Genomic DNA, 19,214 nt, shown 5'->3' with positions numbered 1-19,214 from the left:
TGAAATAGACAAATTTGAATAATGCTATTGATTTTAGCTATAACCCTTAAGCGACTAGTTTCTATAAACTATGATAGTTGTCTCATTTATAAGCCAGTTAGACTTGATCCCCAATGCTTTCTTTGACGGAGACTGTCGGTATAATTCATTTTTATTTACTGGGAAGGTAAGTGGATTGCCTTGTCATTGTATCGAATTGTAAAAGGATTATTAAAAGAAGCTAAAGAGATTTTTTTGACGGGGATCACTGAAATCCTTACCTAATCTCCCTTATAACCCCAAAGAAGTGATTTGAGGGATAGAGGATAATAAATGGGTATAGACGAGACATTATTAAGTGACGCATAAAAATTATTTTTTTAGAGATACCGATGAAAAACGCTAATTTTATGACTTCTTCTTGCCGGTACTGCCGCTATTATCAGGCGGGAGGGCGACGGGGTGGGCTATGTAATCAACTCAGTGTTCCGGTGCGTGGCGAATGGAAGGCTTGCGCTTTGGCAGTCCGTCCTTTTGCAACGGCTTGGGAAAATCTGGAAGATGTGGTTCGGCTTGAGCAATCTTTAGCATTATCCTATAGCGATGACCGTGTTACCGAAGTTGTTCCCGTAGAATCTTCGGCGATCGCCGGTCATTAATTAAATTTTTTTTAAGGAAGCCAAGGATATTGTTGAAAATTGGGGGAACGCTTTTCAAGGAAAGCCTGTTTTCCTTCACTACCCTCTTCGGTCATGTAATAAAGTAGTGTTGCATTACCGGCCAATTCCTGTAAGCCAGCCTGACCGTCACAGTCTGCATTAAAGGCTGCTTTCAGACAACGAATGGCCAACGGACTTTTACTCAGAATTTCCTGCGCCCACTGAATGCCCTCTGCCTCTAGGGCTTCAATCGGTACAACAGTGTTGACCAATCCCATTGCCAGGGCCTGTTCCGCACTATATTGACGGCAGAGATACCAAATTTCTCGTGCTTTTTTCTGGCCGACAATGCGAGCTAGATAGCTAGAGCCAAAGCCACCATCAAAACTTCCCACCTTCGGCCCTGTTTGTCCAAAAATAGCGTTGTCGGCAGCGATCGTCAGATCACACACCAAATGCAGAACATGACCTCCCCCGATCGCATAACCCGCCACTAGAGCAATCACCACTTTGGGCAGAGATCGAATTAGCCGTTGTAGATCCAGGACATTTAAACGAGGGGTTCCCGCTTCATCGATGTAACCTGCTTCTCCCCGCACCGATTGATCACCACCGGAACAAAAGGCATATTTACCATCGGTATGGGGCCCCGCTCCTGTCAATAGGATCACGCCAATTTGAGCATCTTCCCTGGCATCCCAAAAAGCATCGTACATTTCAATGACCGTTTTCGGGCGAAAAGCATTGCGTTTATGGGGACGATTGATCGTAATTTTAGCGATACCTTCCCATTTGTGATAGAAAATATCTTCGTAAACTTTAGCGACTTGCCAATCAGGTTGCATGGAGATTCATTGGGGGTTAGCGGGTTAGTGAAGGCTTAAGAAAAGATAAAACTAATGACTGGCTTTCCAGTTAGCCCAATCTTGAGGAACTAAAAAGCGTTCGGTTAACTCTGCTTCTGGGGAATTGGCCGCTGGTTGATACGCATATTCCCAACGAACCAAGGGTGGTAAGGACATCAAGATAGATTCAGTGCGGCCATTGGTTTGCAGACCAAAAATCGTGCCTCGATCATAGACCAGGTTAAATTCCACATAACGACCTCGACGATAGAGTTGAAATTGTCGTTGGCGATCGCCGTATTCTGTATTGCGTCGTTTTTCGACAATGGGACTATAGGCCGGTAAAAAAGCTTGGGCGCAGTTTTGAGCAAATTGGAACAGATTTTCCCAATCTAGGGGCTGAATCGGGGCCAGTTGATTGCTATACTGTGCGGCGGCCTTATCCGCATGGGGGCCACGATAAAGGGGCGAACGACCATCCTGGTAATCAAAGAAAATGCCACCAATACCCCGCATTTCCTGACGATGATTCAAATAAAAATATTCATCACACCAGGGTTTAAAAACGGGATAAAATTCTGGATTGGTTTGATCGCAGGCAGCTTTCAGGGTGCGATGGAAATGGGCTGCATCTTCGGCAAAAGGATAGTAGGGGGTGAGATCAATCCCGCCACCAAACCACCACACTGGCCCCGCTTCAAAATAGCGATAATTCAAATGCACAGTTGGTACATAGGGATTGTAGGGATGCAATACCATTGAGGTTCCGGTTGCATAAAAGCCATGCCCCGCCGCCTCAGGACGTTGTTTTAAAATGGATGGTGGTAGTTCTTTGCCCCAAACTTCCGAAAAGTTAACGCCGCCTTGTTCTAGGAAACCACCATTCTGCAACACCCGAGATCGCCCGCCGCCCCCCTCTTCTCTTTGCCAACTATCTTCCCGAAAGTGTCCCTTGCCATCTAATTGTTCTAAGCCTTGACAAATTTCATCCTGAATAGATTGCATGAACTGGCTGACTCTGGTTTTCGCATCAGCCGGCGGTAAAGAAGGTTGAACAGAGGTTTGGGGATCACTAACGGCAGAAACGGTCATAGTATTTAACAACTGAAAAAACTGGTCATTGAATAGTAAAGAATGAGATACAACCCCAATGTCCCCCCACAGAATCGGCAAGAAAAATGGGATTAGCACTTTTATTACTCTACGGCTTGGGGAACCTTCCGTCTAGTAAACTTTCTGCCAATCAAGGCACTCACGACGCTAAGACTAAGCTATTTTTATTAAGAGACTCTGAAGATTCAATGAGGAGAACAGTTTAATTGCCTTACAATATCAGATGTATAGATTCCGATAACATTTTTATTGTCTTAAGGAGGATTAAAGTAATGGAAATTACTCGTCACGGACAAGATTTAACCCCAGAAGAGCAACAAGAACTAGCCAGACTGCATACTTTAATTGAAAAAGCGATCGCCGACAATGTGATTTCCAAGGCTGAAGAACAGAGTCTTCGCGCTGCCGCCTTAGCTGGGAATCCTAGTCCTGAACTGCTTTACCAGGAATTACAACTCTATCGCCGTTTAGTCACGGAAAAAGTCAATCAAGGTTTGTTAGTCGCGGAAAAATTCGATCAACTTTAAATTGCTAATTTCAGACATCAGAGTACCCCATTGTCGGATTGCGACCAAAAACCCAGGGATTTTAGTAACGAAACAAATTCCCTGAGGTTTGTTGGGGGTTTTACTAAATTATTTCTTACTGGGTTCCGTCAGAATAATATGACGTTGGTTCGGAAAAAGGCGGGGAGTTTGTTCCTCCATAATTTTGCGAGATTCTTGAGGATCAAAGCTACGATTAAAATCCATTCGCAATTCCGCTACTCTTTGTTGCGTTTCTTGTACCTGCATCTGTACTTCTTCTAGTTTCGCCTGTTGGACCTGCTGGTAGGGTAACAAACGAACTAAGGCAGCGATCGCACCCATCAGTAAAATACCATTAAGACCCATCTTAAAGACAATTTCCGCTACGACCCATCGATGTTCCGGCGAGAGAGCAGTTTGAGGGCGACTACGACGACGGGCAGCCGTTGAACGACGTAAGGGTGCAGTCTGGAGAGAACGAGCAGTCATAGATAGAAGACAAAAATGAAGATCTTAGGAAGTCCTAAAAGGGCGCAGGTCATACGCCCTAGAACTTTAGCTATCCAGAGTGAGACGGAGTTCTATTTGTAAAGTTCCGTTGACAACCGAAACGCTAGAATAGCCGGTAACAAAGCGATCACTAATGCTACCAGAACCTGAGTATCAGATAATGCCATGATAACTTGACTCCTAAAATAGAAACGGTTTAACAGCTTTCATCATAACTTTGCAACATGAGCGACCATTTAGGAAATATCTTGTTACAAGTCTTCAACTTTCTTCATTTTTCCCATCTCCCCATCTCCCCATCTCCCAGCCTCCCAGTCTCCCCATCCCCCAGTCTCCCCATCCCCCAGTCTCCCCAATCTTCCCAGATGATCCCTATCCCTTTAGACTAGATGACATCCCCGTTTAAACAACTATTGTGAAACGCATCTCTATTCTTGGCTCAACTGGCTCCATCGGTACACAAACCCTTGATATTGTTTCCCAATATCCTGAGCAATTTCAGGTGGTGGGCCTAGCGGCGGGGAGCAATATTACGTTACTCGCAGAGCAAATTCGTCAGTTTCATCCAGAAATCGTCGCGATTCGTGACCCAAACTTGTTAGATCTCCTCAAAGAAGCCTTAACTGGATTAGAGCAAATCCCTATTTTTGTGACGGGAGAAGCGGGAATAGTAGAATTGGCACGCTATGGAGATGCTCAAACGGTGGTGACAGGCATTGTGGGTTGCGCCGGACTGTTACCCACGATCGCCGCTATTGAAGCCGGAAAAGATATTGCCTTAGCGAATAAAGAAACCTTAATTGCGGGTGGGCCAGTGGTTTTGCCTTTAGTGGAAAAACAGGGGGTGAAATTATTACCGGCTGACTCAGAACATTCTGCGATTTTCCAATGTTTACAGGGCGTTCCCCCAGGGGGCTTGCGACGCATTGTTTTAACGGCTTCGGGGGGAGCTTTTCGAGATTGGTCAGTGGAACAGTTACCCTATGTAACGGTACAGGATGCCCTTAAACATCCCAACTGGTCGATGGGTCGTAAAATTACTGTTGATTCGGCTACCTTGATGAATAAGGGATTGGAAGTCATTGAAGCCCATTTTCTGTTTGGCGTAGATTACGGTGCCATTGATATTGTCATTCATCCCCAAAGTATTATTCATTCTCTTATTGAAGTACAAGATACCTCAGTTTTGGCACAGTTGGGTTGGCCAGATATGCGTTTACCCTTGCTCTACTCACTGTCCTGGCCCGATCGCCTCTATACCAATTGGGAAACCCTAGACTTAGTGAAAGCCGGTAGTTTAACTTTTCGAGAACCCGATCATCAGAAATATCCTTGTATGCAATTAGCCTATAGTGCTGGTCGGGCGGGTGGGGCCATGCCGGCTGTGTTAAATGCAGCCAATGAACAGGCTGTGGCTCTTTTTTTAGAGGAAAAAATTGCTTTTCTAGATATTCCCCGTTTAATTGAGATGGCCTGCGATCGCTTTGCAACTCAAAATACTAGCACTCCCAGTTTATCGGATATTTTGGCGGCGGATCAATGGGCCAGGGAAAATGTGCTTACGGCTAGTCAAACTTTAAATAATGGCGATCGCCTAATTTCAATGGTTTAAAATTTGATAGCTAAATTTGATAGATTAAAATAAGTCCCAGTGATTTTGGCAGTGATGATCAATGGAAATCGTTTTAGTTATTGGCGCGATTTTGGTTGCCTGGTTAGTTTTTACTTGGCTTTTTAAGGTTATTAAGGTTAGTCTTAAGACAGCTTTTCTGATTGCGGCGATCGTTTTAATTTTACAATTTGCTTTTGGTATTAGTCCCCAAAAACTATGGGAAGAAATCTTGCATTTACCACAATTGATTTCCAGTTGGGGTAAACGTTAATGGATTCATAATAGACGAGGATGACGATTGCCAAAGGATCTTTTTTTAGGGAACGGCTGTCTTCTTACTCCCCCCTTGTTGGTTAGCTTTTTCAGCACTGACTTTTTAGAAACTTTATTTTCACTAGTAAGGGATTCAGGTTCCTTGACAACTAACCCCGAAATGCCGCCACAAATTAGAGGAAAGGTGGGATTTGTCGTTACATTGAGCAAACAATCCAACATGAATAAACTTAAACAAACAGCGAGGACAGCAGAGGGCGCAACCTTGGGATGAAACCAGGTTTTAGGGGGGTAACGAAATTGAGCAAAGACAACAACCGGAAGTAAAAGGCTAGTGGTAATACTTACTAAACCGAATACCCCATTAATGCCAAAGACAATAATCCATAAACTATCCGTGACTGAAACATCGACCAATTCCCCACGCCAGTTATATTCATAGATACGATTTCTGCCCCAACCGCCCCAACCAAACAGCATCCTCTCCTGGGCTTTAACTCTTAGAACCTCTTCATTCTTCAAACGATATCCCAAAGAGTAGGCACGATCAGGACTATAGGTTTTGCTAATCCAGTCCACGATCGCCTCTCCATTAAAATTTCCAGTTACTCCCAAATAAAGATAATAAACAATTATGAAAATTAATAAAAAGAGAGGAATATTAGACTTAACAAACTTAGCAACAAATAGAATGATCAAACCATAAATTAAATAGCCATAACTGCCAGAAGATTTCATTAAAATAAAAGTCAAAACGAGGATAATTGACCAGGTTTGAATCGACTGTCCCCAAATTTCCTTAACTGTTTTAGACTGCCATAACCAAATGGCAATTAAGGTGACGGTAAACATAAACATGGCAACCACCAAACCATGTTCCATGAAAACGCTCGGTCGCCAAGTGCTGCCCCGTGAGGCTTGACTATTTCCAGAAGGATGGGCGTAATAACCATAAATGATGAGATGAAAAACCGGACTCATTTTGATTTCATAAAGGCAAAGGGGAGTATAAATGATGCCCCCTTTCAACATGGTTAAGGCTAATTCCTTGAGTCCGTCTAAATTTCCGAGGTAGAGTCTTCCGAGTAGATAGGGTAATCCCCACACCGCAGTTTGTTCTAAAGCACCATTAAAGCCGTCATAGGCTCCTAAATCATTGGTCAGCGAAGAGAACATTGGGCAGATACACCAACAGACCATTGGCAGATCAATCCATTGCCATTTAAAGTCATTGAAACGTTGAGAATCGTAAATAAAAGTTGCAATTAAAATGCCATAGCAAGTGGCAACCATTCCTTCATAATCTGGAATGAGTGGTAGTTTAAATCCGGCTCTTTGGGGTAAAAATAAGAGTCCGCCGATGAAACTCAGAAGGATGGCTTTTTGGGAGGGATAACGAGAAAATAAGTAGAAAATGACGGGAAGCCATAGCAGCATCACCAGTTGGGCTTGAGGACTCATGTCTTAGCTAGAGCTAGGCTCTGCGATCGCGGATAAAAGCATTGACTGTCAATAGGGTGATGATCGAAGTTGATCCGAGAGGGTGTGACCTTTAGTTGATGAAGGAAAAGAAAAGTGTTAACATGAGATGAAAAGTGACAAAGAGGAAACAATGATGACAGCAAAACTAATTAATGTAGAGGGTTCAAAGATAAAAATAGAACTAACATTAGAACTAAGTCGTTCAATGTTGGATACAGAAATAAATATTCAAAAAGGCTTAAACGAAGTAGGTTGCATCGCCAGCAAAGAAGCCTTGAAATATTTAGATACAGATGGTTCACCCTTAAAAATCGGTGAAGAAATCTGGAAGAGTAAGGGAGAGCAACCGAAAGAATATCAAACACCTTATGGTGAGGTTATAGTGAATCGTCATGTATATCAGCGTTCACCTTTGAGGAAAAACGTATTGCCCCTTAGAAAGAGAAGCAAGGATAATCATAACATCAACGCCATTATTGGCAAAACAGGTATCCTCAAAAATGTCAGGGATGGCAGGCAAAGAGGTGAAAAATGATTTATTAGAAAATCATGGTAGAAAAGTAGCGCTATCCTATATCCAAAGATTGAGTGAAGCAGTAGGAAGTGTGGTACAGGCAAAAGAAGAAGCGTGGAGTTATGCCCCGCCCAAGGAGGATAGCCAAATTGCAACAGTGGGAATAGGATTAGATGGAACCTGTATGCTGATGTGTGAGGATGGCTACCGTGAAGCAATGGTGGGAACCGTTTCCCTATACGATAGTGAAGGCGAACGTCAACATACAATCTATCTAGGTGCGGCACCAGAGTATGGAAAAAAGAGTTTTCTAGAAAGATTAGAAAGAGAAATTGAGCGAGCGAAAAACCGTTATCCAGAGGCAACATTGGTCGGGATAGCAGACGGGGCAGAATCAAATTGGAAGTTTTTAGAAAAGCAAACGGAAGAACAGATATTAGATTTCTATCATGCCTCTGGTTACTTAGGTGCCTTGGCAGAAGCGTTGCATCCGAATACCGTGTCAAAACAAAAAGAATGGTTGACTGAAAATTGTCGAGAACTCAAGCATGAAAAAGGAAAAGCAGGAGAACTGCTAAATCTGATGAAAGAAGTCAAAGAAGAAAAAAGTCATTCTAAGAATCTTACCGAGAAACTACAAGCGGCGATTACTTATTACGAGAATCATCAGCATCAAATGGATTATGCTGAATACATAGAGAAAAAGTATCCGATTGGTTCAGGTGTTACGGAAGCAGCTTGTAAGACGTTGGTCAAACAACGATTATGTTGTTCAGGGATGCGATGGAAGGAAAAAGGAGCAGGAATTATTTTGAGCCTACGAGCTTTGGTATTGACCAAGGAACGATGGAGTCAATTTTGGGCAAAACTTGATCAATATGGGTTCCCTGTAGAACCCTGATTACAACAGCTTTTATCAACTAAAGGTCGCACCCATCCGAGATGTCTCAATTTTGCTCAAAATTTTACTAAAACACCAGGAGATTTTTGTCGGGGTAAAATATCCAAAGAATCTAAGGTTGCACAATATTTCAGATCTTCGTCACAGTTTAGTTTGAGTAACCGCTGTCCATGACTAGCCTGCTGAAAGAGGTCTAATAATTGATCTTGCCATTGTTGATAAAGGGCGATCGCCGCAATAACTTCATCATTGCCAACAGTAAAATCCTGAGCTTTTGATAATAAACAGGCGATCGCGCCAGCACAGACCGTATCTTCGAGGGAATAACCACCTTCCCAACCCGATCCCAGCAACCAAATCGTTGCAAATTTTTTCTCTAAAAGATAGTTCACCGCCGCTTGACGATTAATCATGGCCGCTGTAATCACCGAAGAACAATCTTGAACGCGCTGTAGGGCCCTAGTGCCATTGGTCGTCGTTAAAAAAAGACGTTTATCCGCCATTAATGTCGGTGTACAATCGAGGGGAGAATTGCCTAAATCACAGCCTTCTACTTTTGCTCCTCCCCTTTCTCCAGCCCGTAGTCGTTTGTCTGAAGGCCATTGTTCACTGACAGCCATTAGCTCCGATAAATCACTAAAAGTCTGAACCGCTTCAGCCCCCACGCTCAAGGCCGTGGCAATCGTGCTAGTCGCTCGCAAAACATCAATAACAACAGCACAATCCGGTAAGCTTTCAGGAGGAGTCAGTTCCGGGGTGTGATAGACAAAGATTTTCACTATATGTTGGGAAAAAGTAAGGTTAGAAAATAAAACTACTCTATCGTATCGATCAATGGTTGCCCACAAAATAGTTCCAGTAAACCGTCAGGAGGCATTATTTCTAGACGTTGATTAGGGAGATCCACGACGGGAACAATGGACTGCACAAAAGGGATCAACGCCGGTTGAGGGGGCAGAGGTACGGTATTTTCCTCGTTACTGGCTGGCTTTGGAGGAAAGTATTGTTCTTCTAACTGAATAACTAATAAGTCATTGCCAGCGAAATAAACATCTTTCACCATACCGATTAATTCGCCGGTGAGATGATGATAGGCCTTCAGATTGATCAGATCCGCCACATGATATTCATTCTCCTCTAGGGGGAGGCGATCGCTGGCGGTAATGAGCAGGGTATAGTCTTTTAAAGCTTCAGCTTGATTGCGATCCGTTACTTCAGCCAATCTAATCACAAACAGATTCTTGCCTGGTACTGCCCGTCCCGATTTAAGGGTAAAGGCTTGGGGGGCTTCATGGTGGGGCGATCGCAGCCAAAGGTTGCCCTTACGAGTAAAACGCTCAGGAAAATCCGAACTAGATAAAACTCTCAATTCTCCCTGAATCCCTTGGGCGGCAACAATTGTGCCAATCTCTAGCCACTGTTCTTGCTCCGGTTGATTGCTCATTGCCCCTTCTTATTCGTCACTGACAGTTTTTCATCTTAACGTTTAGTTTGTTAAAATTTTGTCAAAACCCGATAATTATGACCCTTTGGCAAGCTGACTTTTATAAACATGCCGTTGCTCATCGTAATGGAGAAGAAATTCTCTGGGAGTTAATACTTTGCGATATTCAGGGGAATGTTCTCTGTGAAAAATCCTGTCCCCAGTCCCAAGCCAGTAGTGCTTGGTTAATCGTTCAGCTAGAGTCATTACTGACCGAAGGAAAACCCACTGCTATTCAGGTCTTTCGCCCTCAATCCTTAAACCTATTTAAACTCGCAGGAGAGCAACTTGGATTGGAGATTGTGGCCACGCGCCAGACAACAATGCTAAAAGCTTTACTACAAAAACGCTATGGAAACCAAGCCTTAGTCTTAGATGTTCCACCGCCCCAACCCCTGCCAGAAAATCTCTGGGGAGAACAATGGTGTTTTGCCACCCTATCAGTAGAATCTTTGCTCACCTCATTTGGTGATGCCCCTATTCCCTATCGTTCCATGCCAGAAGCTTATTTATCCCTGTGTCGAGAATTAGTGGCGGAGCTTCCCATTCCAGGGAGTATCATCTATGCAGGTCGGCAAGCTCGTTATTTATGTCAATGGTTAGCAGATATTAGTCCTGTGAGTTTAAATTATCAAGCCACAGAAATAGGGCAATCCGGTGGCTTAGTTTTAGAAGCTGGATTAATGGATCGTTGGATCTTAGCGACTTTTGCTGATCCTGAAGTGGCTCAGGGAGCGACTCTCTTTGAACAACGCAAAGCAGTTGTCCATCATTTACATTTTTTACTGATTCAGCCGGATAATTCTGGAGCTACTTATACTGGCTTTTGGCTATTACAAACTGAACCATAAAAACGCGATCGCCTAACCACTCACGCCAAAAATACGATCGCCCAACCAATAACACTTTATCATAACAGTTGTTATGTTTGTATTATGATAACTGTTGTGATGTAAACAGGATTTACGATGATTAGACTAATTACACAAGATGACACAACAGCATTGATCGCTTTAGCAGAGGCGACTGGTCTATTCGAGCCAAGTCAAACAGAGGATCTCTCTCAAATGCTTTTTGACCACTTCAACGATAAAGCTAAAACTCAAGAATTCTAGTTTACTGACTACGATAACGAGCCAGTGAGTGTGGCATATGTAGCTCCAGAAAGAATGACTGAGGGAACATGGAATTTATATTTAATCGCTGTGCATCCTCATCATCAGAGACAGGGGTGCGGGAAGTCAATGCTGCAATATGTTGAGAAGATGTTAACGGAAAAAGGTGAACGTGTATTGCTGGTAGAAACTTCTGGAACGGATGACTTTGAGTACGTTAGGGAGTTCTATCGCAAGAGTGGGTATGAGGAAGAAGCGCGAATCCGAGAGTTTTATGCGGCTGGAGTTGACAAAATCGTTTTCCGTAAGAAGCTGAACTAGCTTAAAGCGATCGCCTAAAAACCACGACTCATCGTAATAGCGATCGCCTTGAGGAGATAGATTGTTAATGCGATCGCCTAAGAATAACGACTCATAGGAAGAGCGATCGCCTTTAGAAAATAGATTGGGGTGCGACCTTTAGTTGATAAAAGCTGTTGTAATCAGGGTTCTACAGGGAACCCATATTGATCAAGTTTTGCCCAAAATTGACTCCATCGTTCCTTGGTCAATACCAAAGCTCGTAGGCTCAAAATAATTCCTGCTCCTTTTTCCTTCCATCGCATCCCTGAACAACATAATCGTTGTTTGACCAACGTCTTACAAGCTGCTTCCGTAACACCTGAACCAATCGGATACTTTTTCTCTAAGTATTCAGCATAATCCATTTGATGCTGATGATTCTCGTAATAAGTAATCGCCGCTTGTAGTTTCTCGGTAAGATTCTTAGAATGACTTTTTTCCTCTTTGACTTCTTTCATCAGATTTAGCAGTTCTCCTGCTTTTCCTTTTTCATGCTTGAGTTCTCGACAATTTTCAGTCAACCATTCTTTTTGTTTTGACACGGTATTCGGATGCAACGCTTCTGCCAAGGCACCTAAGTAACCAGAGGCATGATAGAAATCTAATATCTGTTCTTCCGTTTGCTTTTCTAAAAACTTCCAATTTGATTCTGCACCATCTGCTATACCGACCAATTTTGCCTCTGGATAACGGTTTTTCGCTCGCTCAATTTCTCTTTCCAATCTTTCTAGAAAACTCTTTTTTCCATACTCTGGTGCCGCACCTAGATAAATTGTCTGTTGACGTTCTCCCTCACTATCGTATAGGGAAAGGGTTCCCACCCTGATTGACTGACAAAAGTTTGCCTTGATGCCACTCAAAGCCCCTTCTAGCAAGGGTTTTAGGTGATCAAGATCGTTTTATGGCTTTGTCTCGCCTGTAATCCTTGTCAGCTAAGGGTTTCAGGGGTTAGTGATCCATGTTTTGTCAGTCAACCAGGTTCCCACCATTGCTTCACGGTAGCCATCTTCGCCTATCAGCATACAGGTTCTATCTAATCCTATTCCCACTGTTGCAATTTGGCTATCCTCTTTGGGCGGGGCCAGCAATTCTCAGTTTTAGATACAGCAAGCCTTTTAGGGATTTAAAGAACATTTCAAAGGGGGTTTTTGGGGCAATTCTATGTGTACTACCATGCCTGAAAGCCTGAAGACTCGTAAAATGAACTTGTTAATCCCGTTGAATTTTACCCCGTATTACGCGAACTAAAACCTGAAACCCTTGCTACAGGGCAAATTTAGAATTGCTGGGGCGGGGCATAACTCCACGCTTCTTCTTTTGCCTGTACCACACTTCCTACTGCTTCACTCAATCTTTGGATATAGGATAGCGCTACTTTTCTACCATGATTTTCTAATAAATCATTTTTCACCTCTTTGCCTGCCATCCCTGACATTTTTGAGGATACCTGTTTTGCCAATAATGGGGGTTGATGTTATGATTATCCTTGCTTCTCTTTCTAAGGGGCAATACGTTTTTCCTCCTACTGAACGCTGATATACATGACGATTCACTATAACCTCACCATAAAGTGTTTGATATTCTTTCGGTTGCTCTCCCTTACTCTTCCAGATTTCTTCACCGATTTTTAAGGGAGAACCATCTGTATCTAAATATTTCAAGGCTTCTTTGCTGGCGATGCAACCTACTTCGTTTAAGCCTTTTTGAATATTTATTTCTGATCCAACATTGAACGACTAGTAGGCTTGGGCGGGAATAGAGCGACCGTTTATCATTGCTTTAATGCCTTGCCTTGATAAGTCCATTTGAAGGGTTTAGCCATAGTGCGATTAAAGTAATCAATGAAGTCAAGGATGCGAGTTTTGAGCTGTTCTCTGCTCATGAAATTGCCTCGTCTGAGTAACTTACTCATCAGCATACTGAACCACATCTCAATTTGATTGAGCCAAGAGCAATGCTTGGGGGTGAAGTGGAAGACAATTTTATGACTGGGCTCTCGCAAAAATTCAGAACGGCTTTGCATTGATTGGAGAATGCCTGATTTTCCTTTGATGCCCAAGTCGGTCTCAAGTCCTTCGACTTGCGCCACCCAAGCCTACTAGTGATTCTGATTGATGGGTGTTCAAGCAATCCATCAGCAGGTGCCACTTGACAGTCTTTGGGTCACTGGCAACCAACTGTTGAACATGATTGAGATAGTCTATCTCAGTGCGCGTGTCTCCCACACTGGCTTGGGCAATCTGACCTGAAACCACATTAAAACTGGCAATTAACGTCTGGGTGCCGTGACGAATATACTCAAATTCTCGCCTTTCTGGTTTGCCAGGTCGCATTGGTTGGGCAGGAGCCTTTCGTTCCAAGGCTTGAATGCCGGTCATCTCATCAATGGAAATTGTCTGTTCTCCCTGTTCTGCTCGCTCCATTGCACTCAGGTAGGTCTGACAAATGTCACTAACTTTCTCATCAAACTCAGGGTCGGGGGGAGGATTTAACCAATATTGCGATTGGTGTGGTTTCAAGTCGGCTTCCGCCAGCAATCGTCCCACATGGCGAGGGGAGATGCTCTCAACAATGCCTTGTTTGAGCATTTCATCCGCCAGTTCCCGCGCTGTCCAATGACTGAGCGGTCGGTCATAATCCGCCGGTGGCTCACAAGCTATCGCAAATAACTGAAGAATCTGCTCTAAGCTAGGGCTTGCTGAAAAAAGCTGAAACCTTTACGGAGAAAAATAGTAGGCGAATTAAGAACCGCTAGAATGCACGAAAATAGGGTAGAATGCCTCAAAACCATTGCATTAAGAAGAGAGAAAGCAGATGTACCGAAAGCAACAGTACTCAATTGAAACACCAGAAAACTTGAAAAATCTGTTCGGCGGGCAGTTAGACGAAGAAAATCGTTGGATAGAAATGTCAAAAATGATTCTTTGGGAAGAATATGAGGAAGAATATGCAAAAAACTTCACAGAAAAAAAAGGAGCCCCAGCCAAATCATTTAGAATGGCATTAGGAGCATTAATTATCAAAGAAATTTCAGGAAAAAGTGACAGAGAAACAGTAGAACAAGGTTCTTCTGGCTTTGCGGTAGAAGATGTATAATAAGATACACTATATGAGGACGACATCAATGTTATTTTTTCTGGAAAATCTTCTGAATTTACCAAAAGTAAACATAAGAAATGTGATTCAAGAGGGAAAACAAGCGTTTTTAATACTGAGTTGTCAAGAGGAAGAAGTCAAATGTAATTATTGTGGTAGCTTAACGGATGAATTACATCAGACGAACAGTGTATTAGTAAGGGACTTGTCTATCTCTGGTCAAATGGTATATCTGAAAGTCCCTCGTCGTAAATTTTACTGTAAAGATTGTCAAAGGTTTTTTACAGAAAATCTAGAATTTATGGAAGCCCGTAGGAAATACACAGTGAGGTATGAAGAATATATTTATGGACGAGTAAATGTGAGCAGTGTGGAACAAGTAGGTAGAGAGGAATCTCTATCATGGGATCAAGTGAATGGAATTTACCAACGTCAATGTGAAGCTAAAAAAAAAGATTGGCAAGGAGTAAAACACCTCGGGATGGATGAAATAGCGAAACGAAAAGGTCATCAGAATTTTGTAACAGTGTTAGGAGATATAGAGAAAGGAGAATTAATAGAAGTGATAGATAGTCATCAACAAGATAAAATCATCGAAGTGCTGATGAAGAAAGAATTAGAGGTGAGGGAAGGAGTAGAACAAGTGAGTGTAGATATGTGGGGAGGATTTCCTAAAGTAATAGAAAAAGTATTTCCGAATGCAGTAATTGTAACAGATAGATTTCATGTAATGAAGGCGTTGAATGAAGAATTGAATAAAATCCGTAAACAGACAAAATTGAATGTAAAAATCAAGGGAGAAAAGTGGCTATTATTAAAAAATAAAGAAGACCTAAAAGAGGAAGAGTTAGAAAAACTAGAATTGGTGTTAAAGCAATCTGCTCGTTTGCGTAAAGCGTATGAATATAAAGAGTCATTTAGAGAGATATATGAAAAAGTAAATGATAAGGAAGAAGGAAGATTAAAATTTACAGAATGGTTAGAGAATGCAAAGAGCATTTATACAGATGTAATTAGCACAATTCGTAGGAATTTGGACTCTATTTGTAACTACTTTTTGAGTCGAACGACGAATGGGGCAATGGAAGGCATCAATAATCGTCTTAAACTAATCAAGCGTCAAGCTTATGGATTTATGAACTTTGATAATATGCGAAATCGTTTTTTAGCTTGCTTTTCATGATAAGCTTTAATTATCACTCTTTGTTCAGGAGAACCTAGAACAAATAAAAGAGAACCCTTATTTACAGTACTTTATAGGAATGGAAAGCTATAGTAGCAAAGAAGCATTTAATGCGTCAATGATGGTTCATTTTCGTAAAAAAATAGGAATGGAATTAATAAATAAAATTAATAAAGAAATAGAAAAAAAGCGACGGGTGTAGCGTCAGAAAAAAAAGAAAATGAAGGAAAGTTATTGTTAGATGCGACTTGTACACCAGCAGATATAAAATATCCAACGGATATAGGAATATTGAATGATGCAAGAGAAAAAACAGAAAAAATAATAGATAAGCTGTATGAAGAAATAAAAGAGAAAAGGAAAGAAAAGCCGAGGACTTATAGGGAAGTGGCAAGAAAAGAGTACTTAGCCATAGCAAAAAAACGTCGTGTGTCAAAAAAAGAAAGAAGAAAAGGAACAAAAAAACAACTAGGATATATAAAAAGAAACTTGTCTGATATAGAAAAAATGATAGAAGAGGGAGCAAAGTTAGAAAAACTAACGAAAAAAGAGCAAGAAGAGCTTGTAACGATAGGAAAAGTGTATGAGCAACAGTTAGAAATGTATGAAAAAAAGACAAATAAAGTAGAAAACAGAATTGTGAGTGTAAGCCAACCTCACGTGCGTCCAATAGTGCGTGGAAAAGCGGGAAAAGCAGTAGAGTTTGGAGCTAAAATATCGGCAAGTAATGTGAATGGCTTTGTCTTCTTAGACAAATTAAGTTGGGATAATTACAACGAATCGGGAGATTTACAAGCGCGAATAGAAGAATATAAAAGGGAAACAGGATGTTATCCGGAATCGGTTCATGTGGATAAAATCTATCGAACAAAAGCGAATCGAGCTTATTGTAAAGAAAGGGATATAAGAATGAGTGGTCCCCGATTGGGAAGACCGCCGAAAGAGGTGAGCAAAGAAAAAAAGAAAGAGGCACGCTCAGATGAAAGAGTGCGTAATGCCATTGAGGGTAAATTCGGACAGGGAAAGAGGAAATTTAGTCTTGGTCGAGTGATGGCCAAACTACCTGAGACCTCGGAAACGGTAATTGCGATGAACTTTTTGGTAATGAATCTTTCTACTCTACTTCAGAAGACAAAAAGTAAAAAGTTGTAGAGTCGTTTTTCTTGTGAAAAATGGTGTTAATTTTCCTCTCTTTTGTGAGGAGTGATTTGTGTTGACCTTTTTAGACAGAAAGGAACAATAGATTAAACAAAATCTGTATTTTGATTTGTTTCCATAAGGATAAGTTATCTATGCTTTTTCAGTCCATACTTCCCTAACCCACATTTCTTTCGTTTTTTGACTTTTTCAGCAAGCCCTACTCTAGTCACGAAAATGGGGGAGCTTTGCACTACCTACGCAGAGGCGGGAAGCTATGTGATTTTCATTCGATTTGCTTTCCACTTTGCACTGTCCTAGCACTAAGCGATTCGCTGTTGCCCATGCACTCACCATCTGAATTGCACCCTTCCCGTTGGCATTGTCATAGGATGGGTGCGACCTTTAGTTGATAAAAGCTGTTGTAATCAGGGTTCTACAGGGAACCCATATTGATCAAGTTTTGCCCAAAATTGACTCCATCGTTCCTTGGTCAATACCAAAGCTCGTAGGCTCAAAATAATTCCTGCTCCTTTTTCCTTCCATCGCATCCCTGAACAACATAATCGTTGTTTGACCAACGTCTTACAAGCTGCTTCCGTAACACCTGAACCAATCGGATACTTTTTCTCTAAGTATTCAGCATAATCCATTTGATGCTGATGATTCTCGTAATAAGTAATCGCCGCTTGTAGTTTCTCGGTAAGATTCTTAGAATGACTTTTTTCTTCTTTGACTTCTTTCATCAGATTTAGCAGTTCTCCTGCTTTTCCTTTTTCATGCTTGAGTTCTCGACAATTTTCAGTCAACCATTCTTTTTGTTTTGACACGGTATTCGGATGCAACGCTTCTGCCAAGGCACCTAAGTAACCAGAGGCATGATAGAAATCTAATATCTGTTCTTCCGTTTGCTTTTCTAAAAACTTCCAATTTGATTCTGCCCCGTCTGCTATCCCGACCAATGTTGCCTCTGGATAACGGTTTTTCGCTCGCTCAATTTCTCTTTCTAATCTTTCTAGAAAACTCTTTTTTCCATACTCTGGTGCCGCACCTAGATAGATTGTATGTTGACGTTCGCCTTCACTATCGTATAGGGAAACGGTTCCCACCATTGCTTCACGGTAGCCATCCTCACACATCAGCATACAGGTTCCATCTAATCCTATTCCCACTGTTGCAATTTGGCTATCCTCCTTGGGCGGGGCATAACTCCACGCTTCTTCTTTTGCCTGTACCACACTTCCTACTGCTTCACTCAATCTTTGGATATAGGATAGCGCTACTTTTCTACCATGATTTTCTAATAAATCATTTTTCACCTCTTTGCCTGCCATCCCTGACATTTTTGAGGATACCTGTTTTGCCAATAATGGCGTTGATGTTATGATTATCCTTGCTTCTCTTTCTAAGGGGCAATACGTTTTTCCTCAAAGGTGAACGCTGATATACATGACGATTCACTATAACCTCACCATAAGGTGTTTGATATTCTTTCGGTTGCTCTCCCTTACTCTTCCAGATTTCTTCACCGATTTTTAAGGGTGAACCATCTGTATCTAAATATTTCAAGGCTTCTTTGCTGGCGATGCAACCTACTTCGTTTAAGCCTTTTTGAATATTTATTTCTGTATCCAACATTGAACGACTGAGTTCTAATGTTAGTTCTATTTTTATCTTTGAACCCTCTACATTAATTAGTTTTGCTGTCATCATTGTTTCCTCTTTGTCACTTTTCATCCCATGTTAACACTTTTCTTTTCCTTCATCAACTAAAGGTCACACCCCATAGGATTGGCGGAGGGTTTGTCCGTCAATCGCTATCACTTCCCCTTCACTTACCTCCGCTATACTTTTGACCCAATCGAGAAAACAGTCTTGAAATTGCTCTGGGTTCAGACTAGCAAATACACGCGCAAACGTATCGTCGGAGGGGATGCCATTCGGCAATTCCAAAATTTTTTTTAGCCATTGATGTTTAGCCTTGCCGAAACTTTCCATGGCTACCCAACCTTCTGCTCCACAAATGACGGCTAAGATGGCAATCGTTAGAATATCAATGAGTTTATGCCGTTTTGTTCGTTCGATGCGAGGGTCATCTATTTCGGCAAAGTGTTCTACCAGTCTATATTTGGGTCGGAGTTTCATCGCTTTTGTTTTCTATGCACTTTCCCTTATTTTCCCTTATCCATCCCTCTATAATGTTCTTGTATCTGTATCGTTTTTAGATGCGTTCGCCCTGGTCTGGGATAATGGGGGAAGATTAACAGTTTATTTAGGGCTTGCTGAAAAAGTCAAAAAACGAAAGAAATGTGGGTTAGGGAAGTATGGACTGAAAAAGCATAGATAACTTATCCTTATGGAAACAAATCAAAATACAGATTTTGTTTAATCTATTGTTCCTTTCTGTCTAAAAAGGTCAACACAAATCACTCCTCACAAAAGA

General features: G+C 41.8%; 18 protein-coding genes and 6 pseudogenes. 10 read left to right on the top strand and 14 right to left on the bottom strand.

The window, feature by feature from the left end; translation table 11 throughout:
• The first annotated feature begins 389 nt into the window (after positions 1 to 389).
• Positions 390 to 638: a hypothetical protein gene (locus KA717_16900; GenBank protein UXE64053.1), complete on the top strand. Its 249-nt coding sequence runs from the start codon at positions 390 to 392 to the stop codon at positions 636 to 638.
• A gap of 11 nt (positions 639 to 649) precedes the next feature.
• On the opposite strand, the gene menB is transcribed toward KA717_16900, so the two are convergent.
• Together menB and hemF are read right to left on the bottom strand one after the other, a co-directional pair.
• Positions 650 to 1,483, bottom strand: coding sequence for a 1,4-dihydroxy-2-naphthoyl-CoA synthase (gene menB, locus KA717_16895; protein ID UXE64052.1), 834 nt, complete (start codon positions 1,481 to 1,483; stop codon positions 650 to 652).
• A gap of 51 nt (positions 1,484 to 1,534) precedes the next feature.
• On the bottom strand, positions 1,535 to 2,575 hold the full coding sequence (hemF, locus tag KA717_16890; protein UXE64691.1) for an oxygen-dependent coproporphyrinogen oxidase: 1,041 nt from the start codon (positions 2,573 to 2,575) through the stop codon (positions 1,535 to 1,537).
• A gap of 293 nt (positions 2,576 to 2,868) precedes the next feature.
• Between hemF and KA717_16885 the strand changes: the two genes are divergently transcribed.
• On the top strand, positions 2,869 to 3,123 hold the full coding sequence (locus KA717_16885) for a hypothetical protein (GenBank protein UXE64051.1): 255 nt from the start codon (positions 2,869 to 2,871) through the stop codon (positions 3,121 to 3,123).
• Between the two features lie 108 nt (positions 3,124 to 3,231).
• On the opposite strand, the gene KA717_16880 is transcribed toward KA717_16885, so the two are convergent.
• Together KA717_16880 and KA717_16875 are read right to left on the bottom strand one after the other, a co-directional pair.
• Positions 3,232 to 3,612: a hypothetical protein gene (locus KA717_16880; protein ID UXE64050.1), complete on the bottom strand. Its 381-nt coding sequence runs from the start codon at positions 3,610 to 3,612 to the stop codon at positions 3,232 to 3,234.
• Between the two features lie 92 nt (positions 3,613 to 3,704).
• Complete coding sequence (locus KA717_16875) at positions 3,705 to 3,800, bottom strand: photosystem I reaction center subunit XII (GenBank protein ID UXE64049.1); 96 nt, start codon at positions 3,798 to 3,800, stop codon at positions 3,705 to 3,707.
• Positions 3,801 to 4,048: 248 nt separating this feature from the next.
• Between KA717_16875 and dxr the strand changes: the two genes are divergently transcribed.
• The gene (gene dxr, locus KA717_16870) at positions 4,049 to 5,245 is read left to right on the top strand and encodes a 1-deoxy-D-xylulose-5-phosphate reductoisomerase (GenBank protein UXE64048.1); all 1,197 of its coding nucleotides are present in this window, start codon (positions 4,049 to 4,051) and stop codon (positions 5,243 to 5,245) included.
• Between the two features lie 61 nt (positions 5,246 to 5,306).
• On the top strand, positions 5,307 to 5,516 hold the full coding sequence (locus tag KA717_16865; GenBank protein ID UXE64047.1) for a hypothetical protein: 210 nt from the start codon (positions 5,307 to 5,309) through the stop codon (positions 5,514 to 5,516).
• A 5-nt stretch (positions 5,517 to 5,521) separates the two neighbouring features.
• Here the strand turns inward: KA717_16865 and KA717_16860 are convergent, their stop codons facing one another.
• Positions 5,522 to 6,979, bottom strand: coding sequence for an O-antigen ligase domain-containing protein (locus KA717_16860; GenBank protein UXE64046.1), 1,458 nt, complete (start codon positions 6,977 to 6,979; stop codon positions 5,522 to 5,524).
• Positions 6,980 to 7,133: 154 nt separating this feature from the next.
• On the opposite strand from KA717_16860, the pseudogene KA717_16855 reads away from it, so the two are divergent.
• Positions 7,134 to 8,415 (top strand): annotated as a pseudogene (locus KA717_16855) (ISKra4 family transposase).
• Between the two features lie 56 nt (positions 8,416 to 8,471).
• On the opposite strand, the gene KA717_16850 reads toward KA717_16855, so the two are convergent.
• Both KA717_16850 and rimM read right to left on the bottom strand, forming a co-directional pair.
• Entirely contained in the window at positions 8,472 to 9,194 is a 723-nt protein-coding gene (locus KA717_16850; GenBank protein UXE64045.1) for a 2-phosphosulfolactate phosphatase family protein, read from the bottom strand.
• Between the two features lie 35 nt (positions 9,195 to 9,229).
• The gene (rimM, locus tag KA717_16845) at positions 9,230 to 9,859 is read right to left on the bottom strand and encodes a ribosome maturation factor RimM (protein ID UXE64044.1); all 630 of its coding nucleotides are present in this window, start codon (positions 9,857 to 9,859) and stop codon (positions 9,230 to 9,232) included.
• 77 nt (positions 9,860 to 9,936) lie between these two features.
• Here rimM and KA717_16840 point away from each other — a divergent pair, with 77 nt between their 5' ends.
• Positions 9,937 to 10,749: a Tab2/Atab2 family RNA-binding protein gene (locus tag KA717_16840; GenBank protein UXE64043.1), complete on the top strand. Its 813-nt coding sequence runs from the start codon at positions 9,937 to 9,939 to the stop codon at positions 10,747 to 10,749.
• 318 nt (positions 10,750 to 11,067) lie between these two features.
• Positions 11,068 to 11,334 carry a GNAT family N-acetyltransferase gene (locus tag KA717_16835; protein ID UXE64690.1) on the top strand — a complete coding sequence of 89 codons (267 nt, stop codon included), beginning with the start codon at positions 11,068 to 11,070 and terminating at the stop codon, positions 11,332 to 11,334.
• Positions 11,335 to 11,495: 161 nt separating this feature from the next.
• Here KA717_16835 and KA717_16830 read toward each other — a convergent pair whose 3' ends face one another.
• The 5 genes and pseudogenes from KA717_16830 to KA717_16810 form a co-directional block, all read right to left on the bottom strand.
• A complete protein-coding gene (locus KA717_16830) occupies positions 11,496 to 12,230 on the bottom strand; it encodes a hypothetical protein (GenBank protein UXE64042.1) in 735 nt (244 codons plus the stop codon).
• A 66-nt stretch (positions 12,231 to 12,296) separates the two neighbouring features.
• Positions 12,297 to 12,443, bottom strand: coding sequence for a hypothetical protein (locus tag KA717_16825; protein UXE64041.1), 147 nt, complete (start codon positions 12,441 to 12,443; stop codon positions 12,297 to 12,299).
• A 188-nt stretch (positions 12,444 to 12,631) separates the two neighbouring features.
• Entirely contained in the window at positions 12,632 to 12,790 is a 159-nt protein-coding gene (locus tag KA717_16820; protein UXE64040.1) for a hypothetical protein, read from the bottom strand.
• The gene (locus tag KA717_16815) at positions 12,756 to 13,016 is read right to left on the bottom strand and encodes a hypothetical protein (protein UXE64039.1); all 261 of its coding nucleotides are present in this window, start codon (positions 13,014 to 13,016) and stop codon (positions 12,756 to 12,758) included. Before KA717_16815 ends, KA717_16820 begins: the two co-directional genes overlap by 35 nt.
• A 110-nt stretch (positions 13,017 to 13,126) precedes the next feature.
• Positions 13,127 to 13,733 (bottom strand): annotated as a pseudogene (locus tag KA717_16810) (transposase).
• A 436-nt stretch (positions 13,734 to 14,169) separates the two neighbouring features.
• Between KA717_16810 and KA717_16805 the strand changes: the two are divergent.
• From KA717_16805 to KA717_16795, 3 genes and pseudogenes are all read left to right on the top strand, one after another.
• Positions 14,170 to 14,418 (top strand): annotated as a pseudogene (locus tag KA717_16805) (IS5/IS1182 family transposase).
• Between the two features lie 61 nt (positions 14,419 to 14,479).
• A complete protein-coding gene (locus tag KA717_16800) occupies positions 14,480 to 15,634 on the top strand; it encodes an ISL3 family transposase (GenBank protein UXE64038.1) in 1,155 nt (384 codons plus the stop codon).
• 25 nt (positions 15,635 to 15,659) lie between these two features.
• Positions 15,660 to 16,765: pseudogene (locus KA717_16795) on the top strand (IS5 family transposase).
• A 434-nt stretch (positions 16,766 to 17,199) separates the two neighbouring features.
• On the opposite strand, the pseudogene KA717_16790 reads toward KA717_16795, so the two are convergent.
• Together KA717_16790 and KA717_16785 are read right to left on the bottom strand one after the other, a co-directional pair.
• Positions 17,200 to 18,481: pseudogene (locus KA717_16790) on the bottom strand (ISKra4 family transposase).
• A 75-nt stretch (positions 18,482 to 18,556) separates the two neighbouring features.
• Positions 18,557 to 18,916 (bottom strand): annotated as a pseudogene (locus KA717_16785) (ISAs1 family transposase).
• Positions 18,917 to 19,214 lie beyond the last annotated feature (298 nt).

This window comes from Woronichinia naegeliana WA131, assembly GCA_025370055.1.
GTDB lineage: Bacteria > Cyanobacteriota > Cyanobacteriia > Cyanobacteriales > Microcystaceae > Woronichinia > Woronichinia naegeliana.
This window is presented reverse-complemented; position numbering and strand designations above follow the sequence as displayed.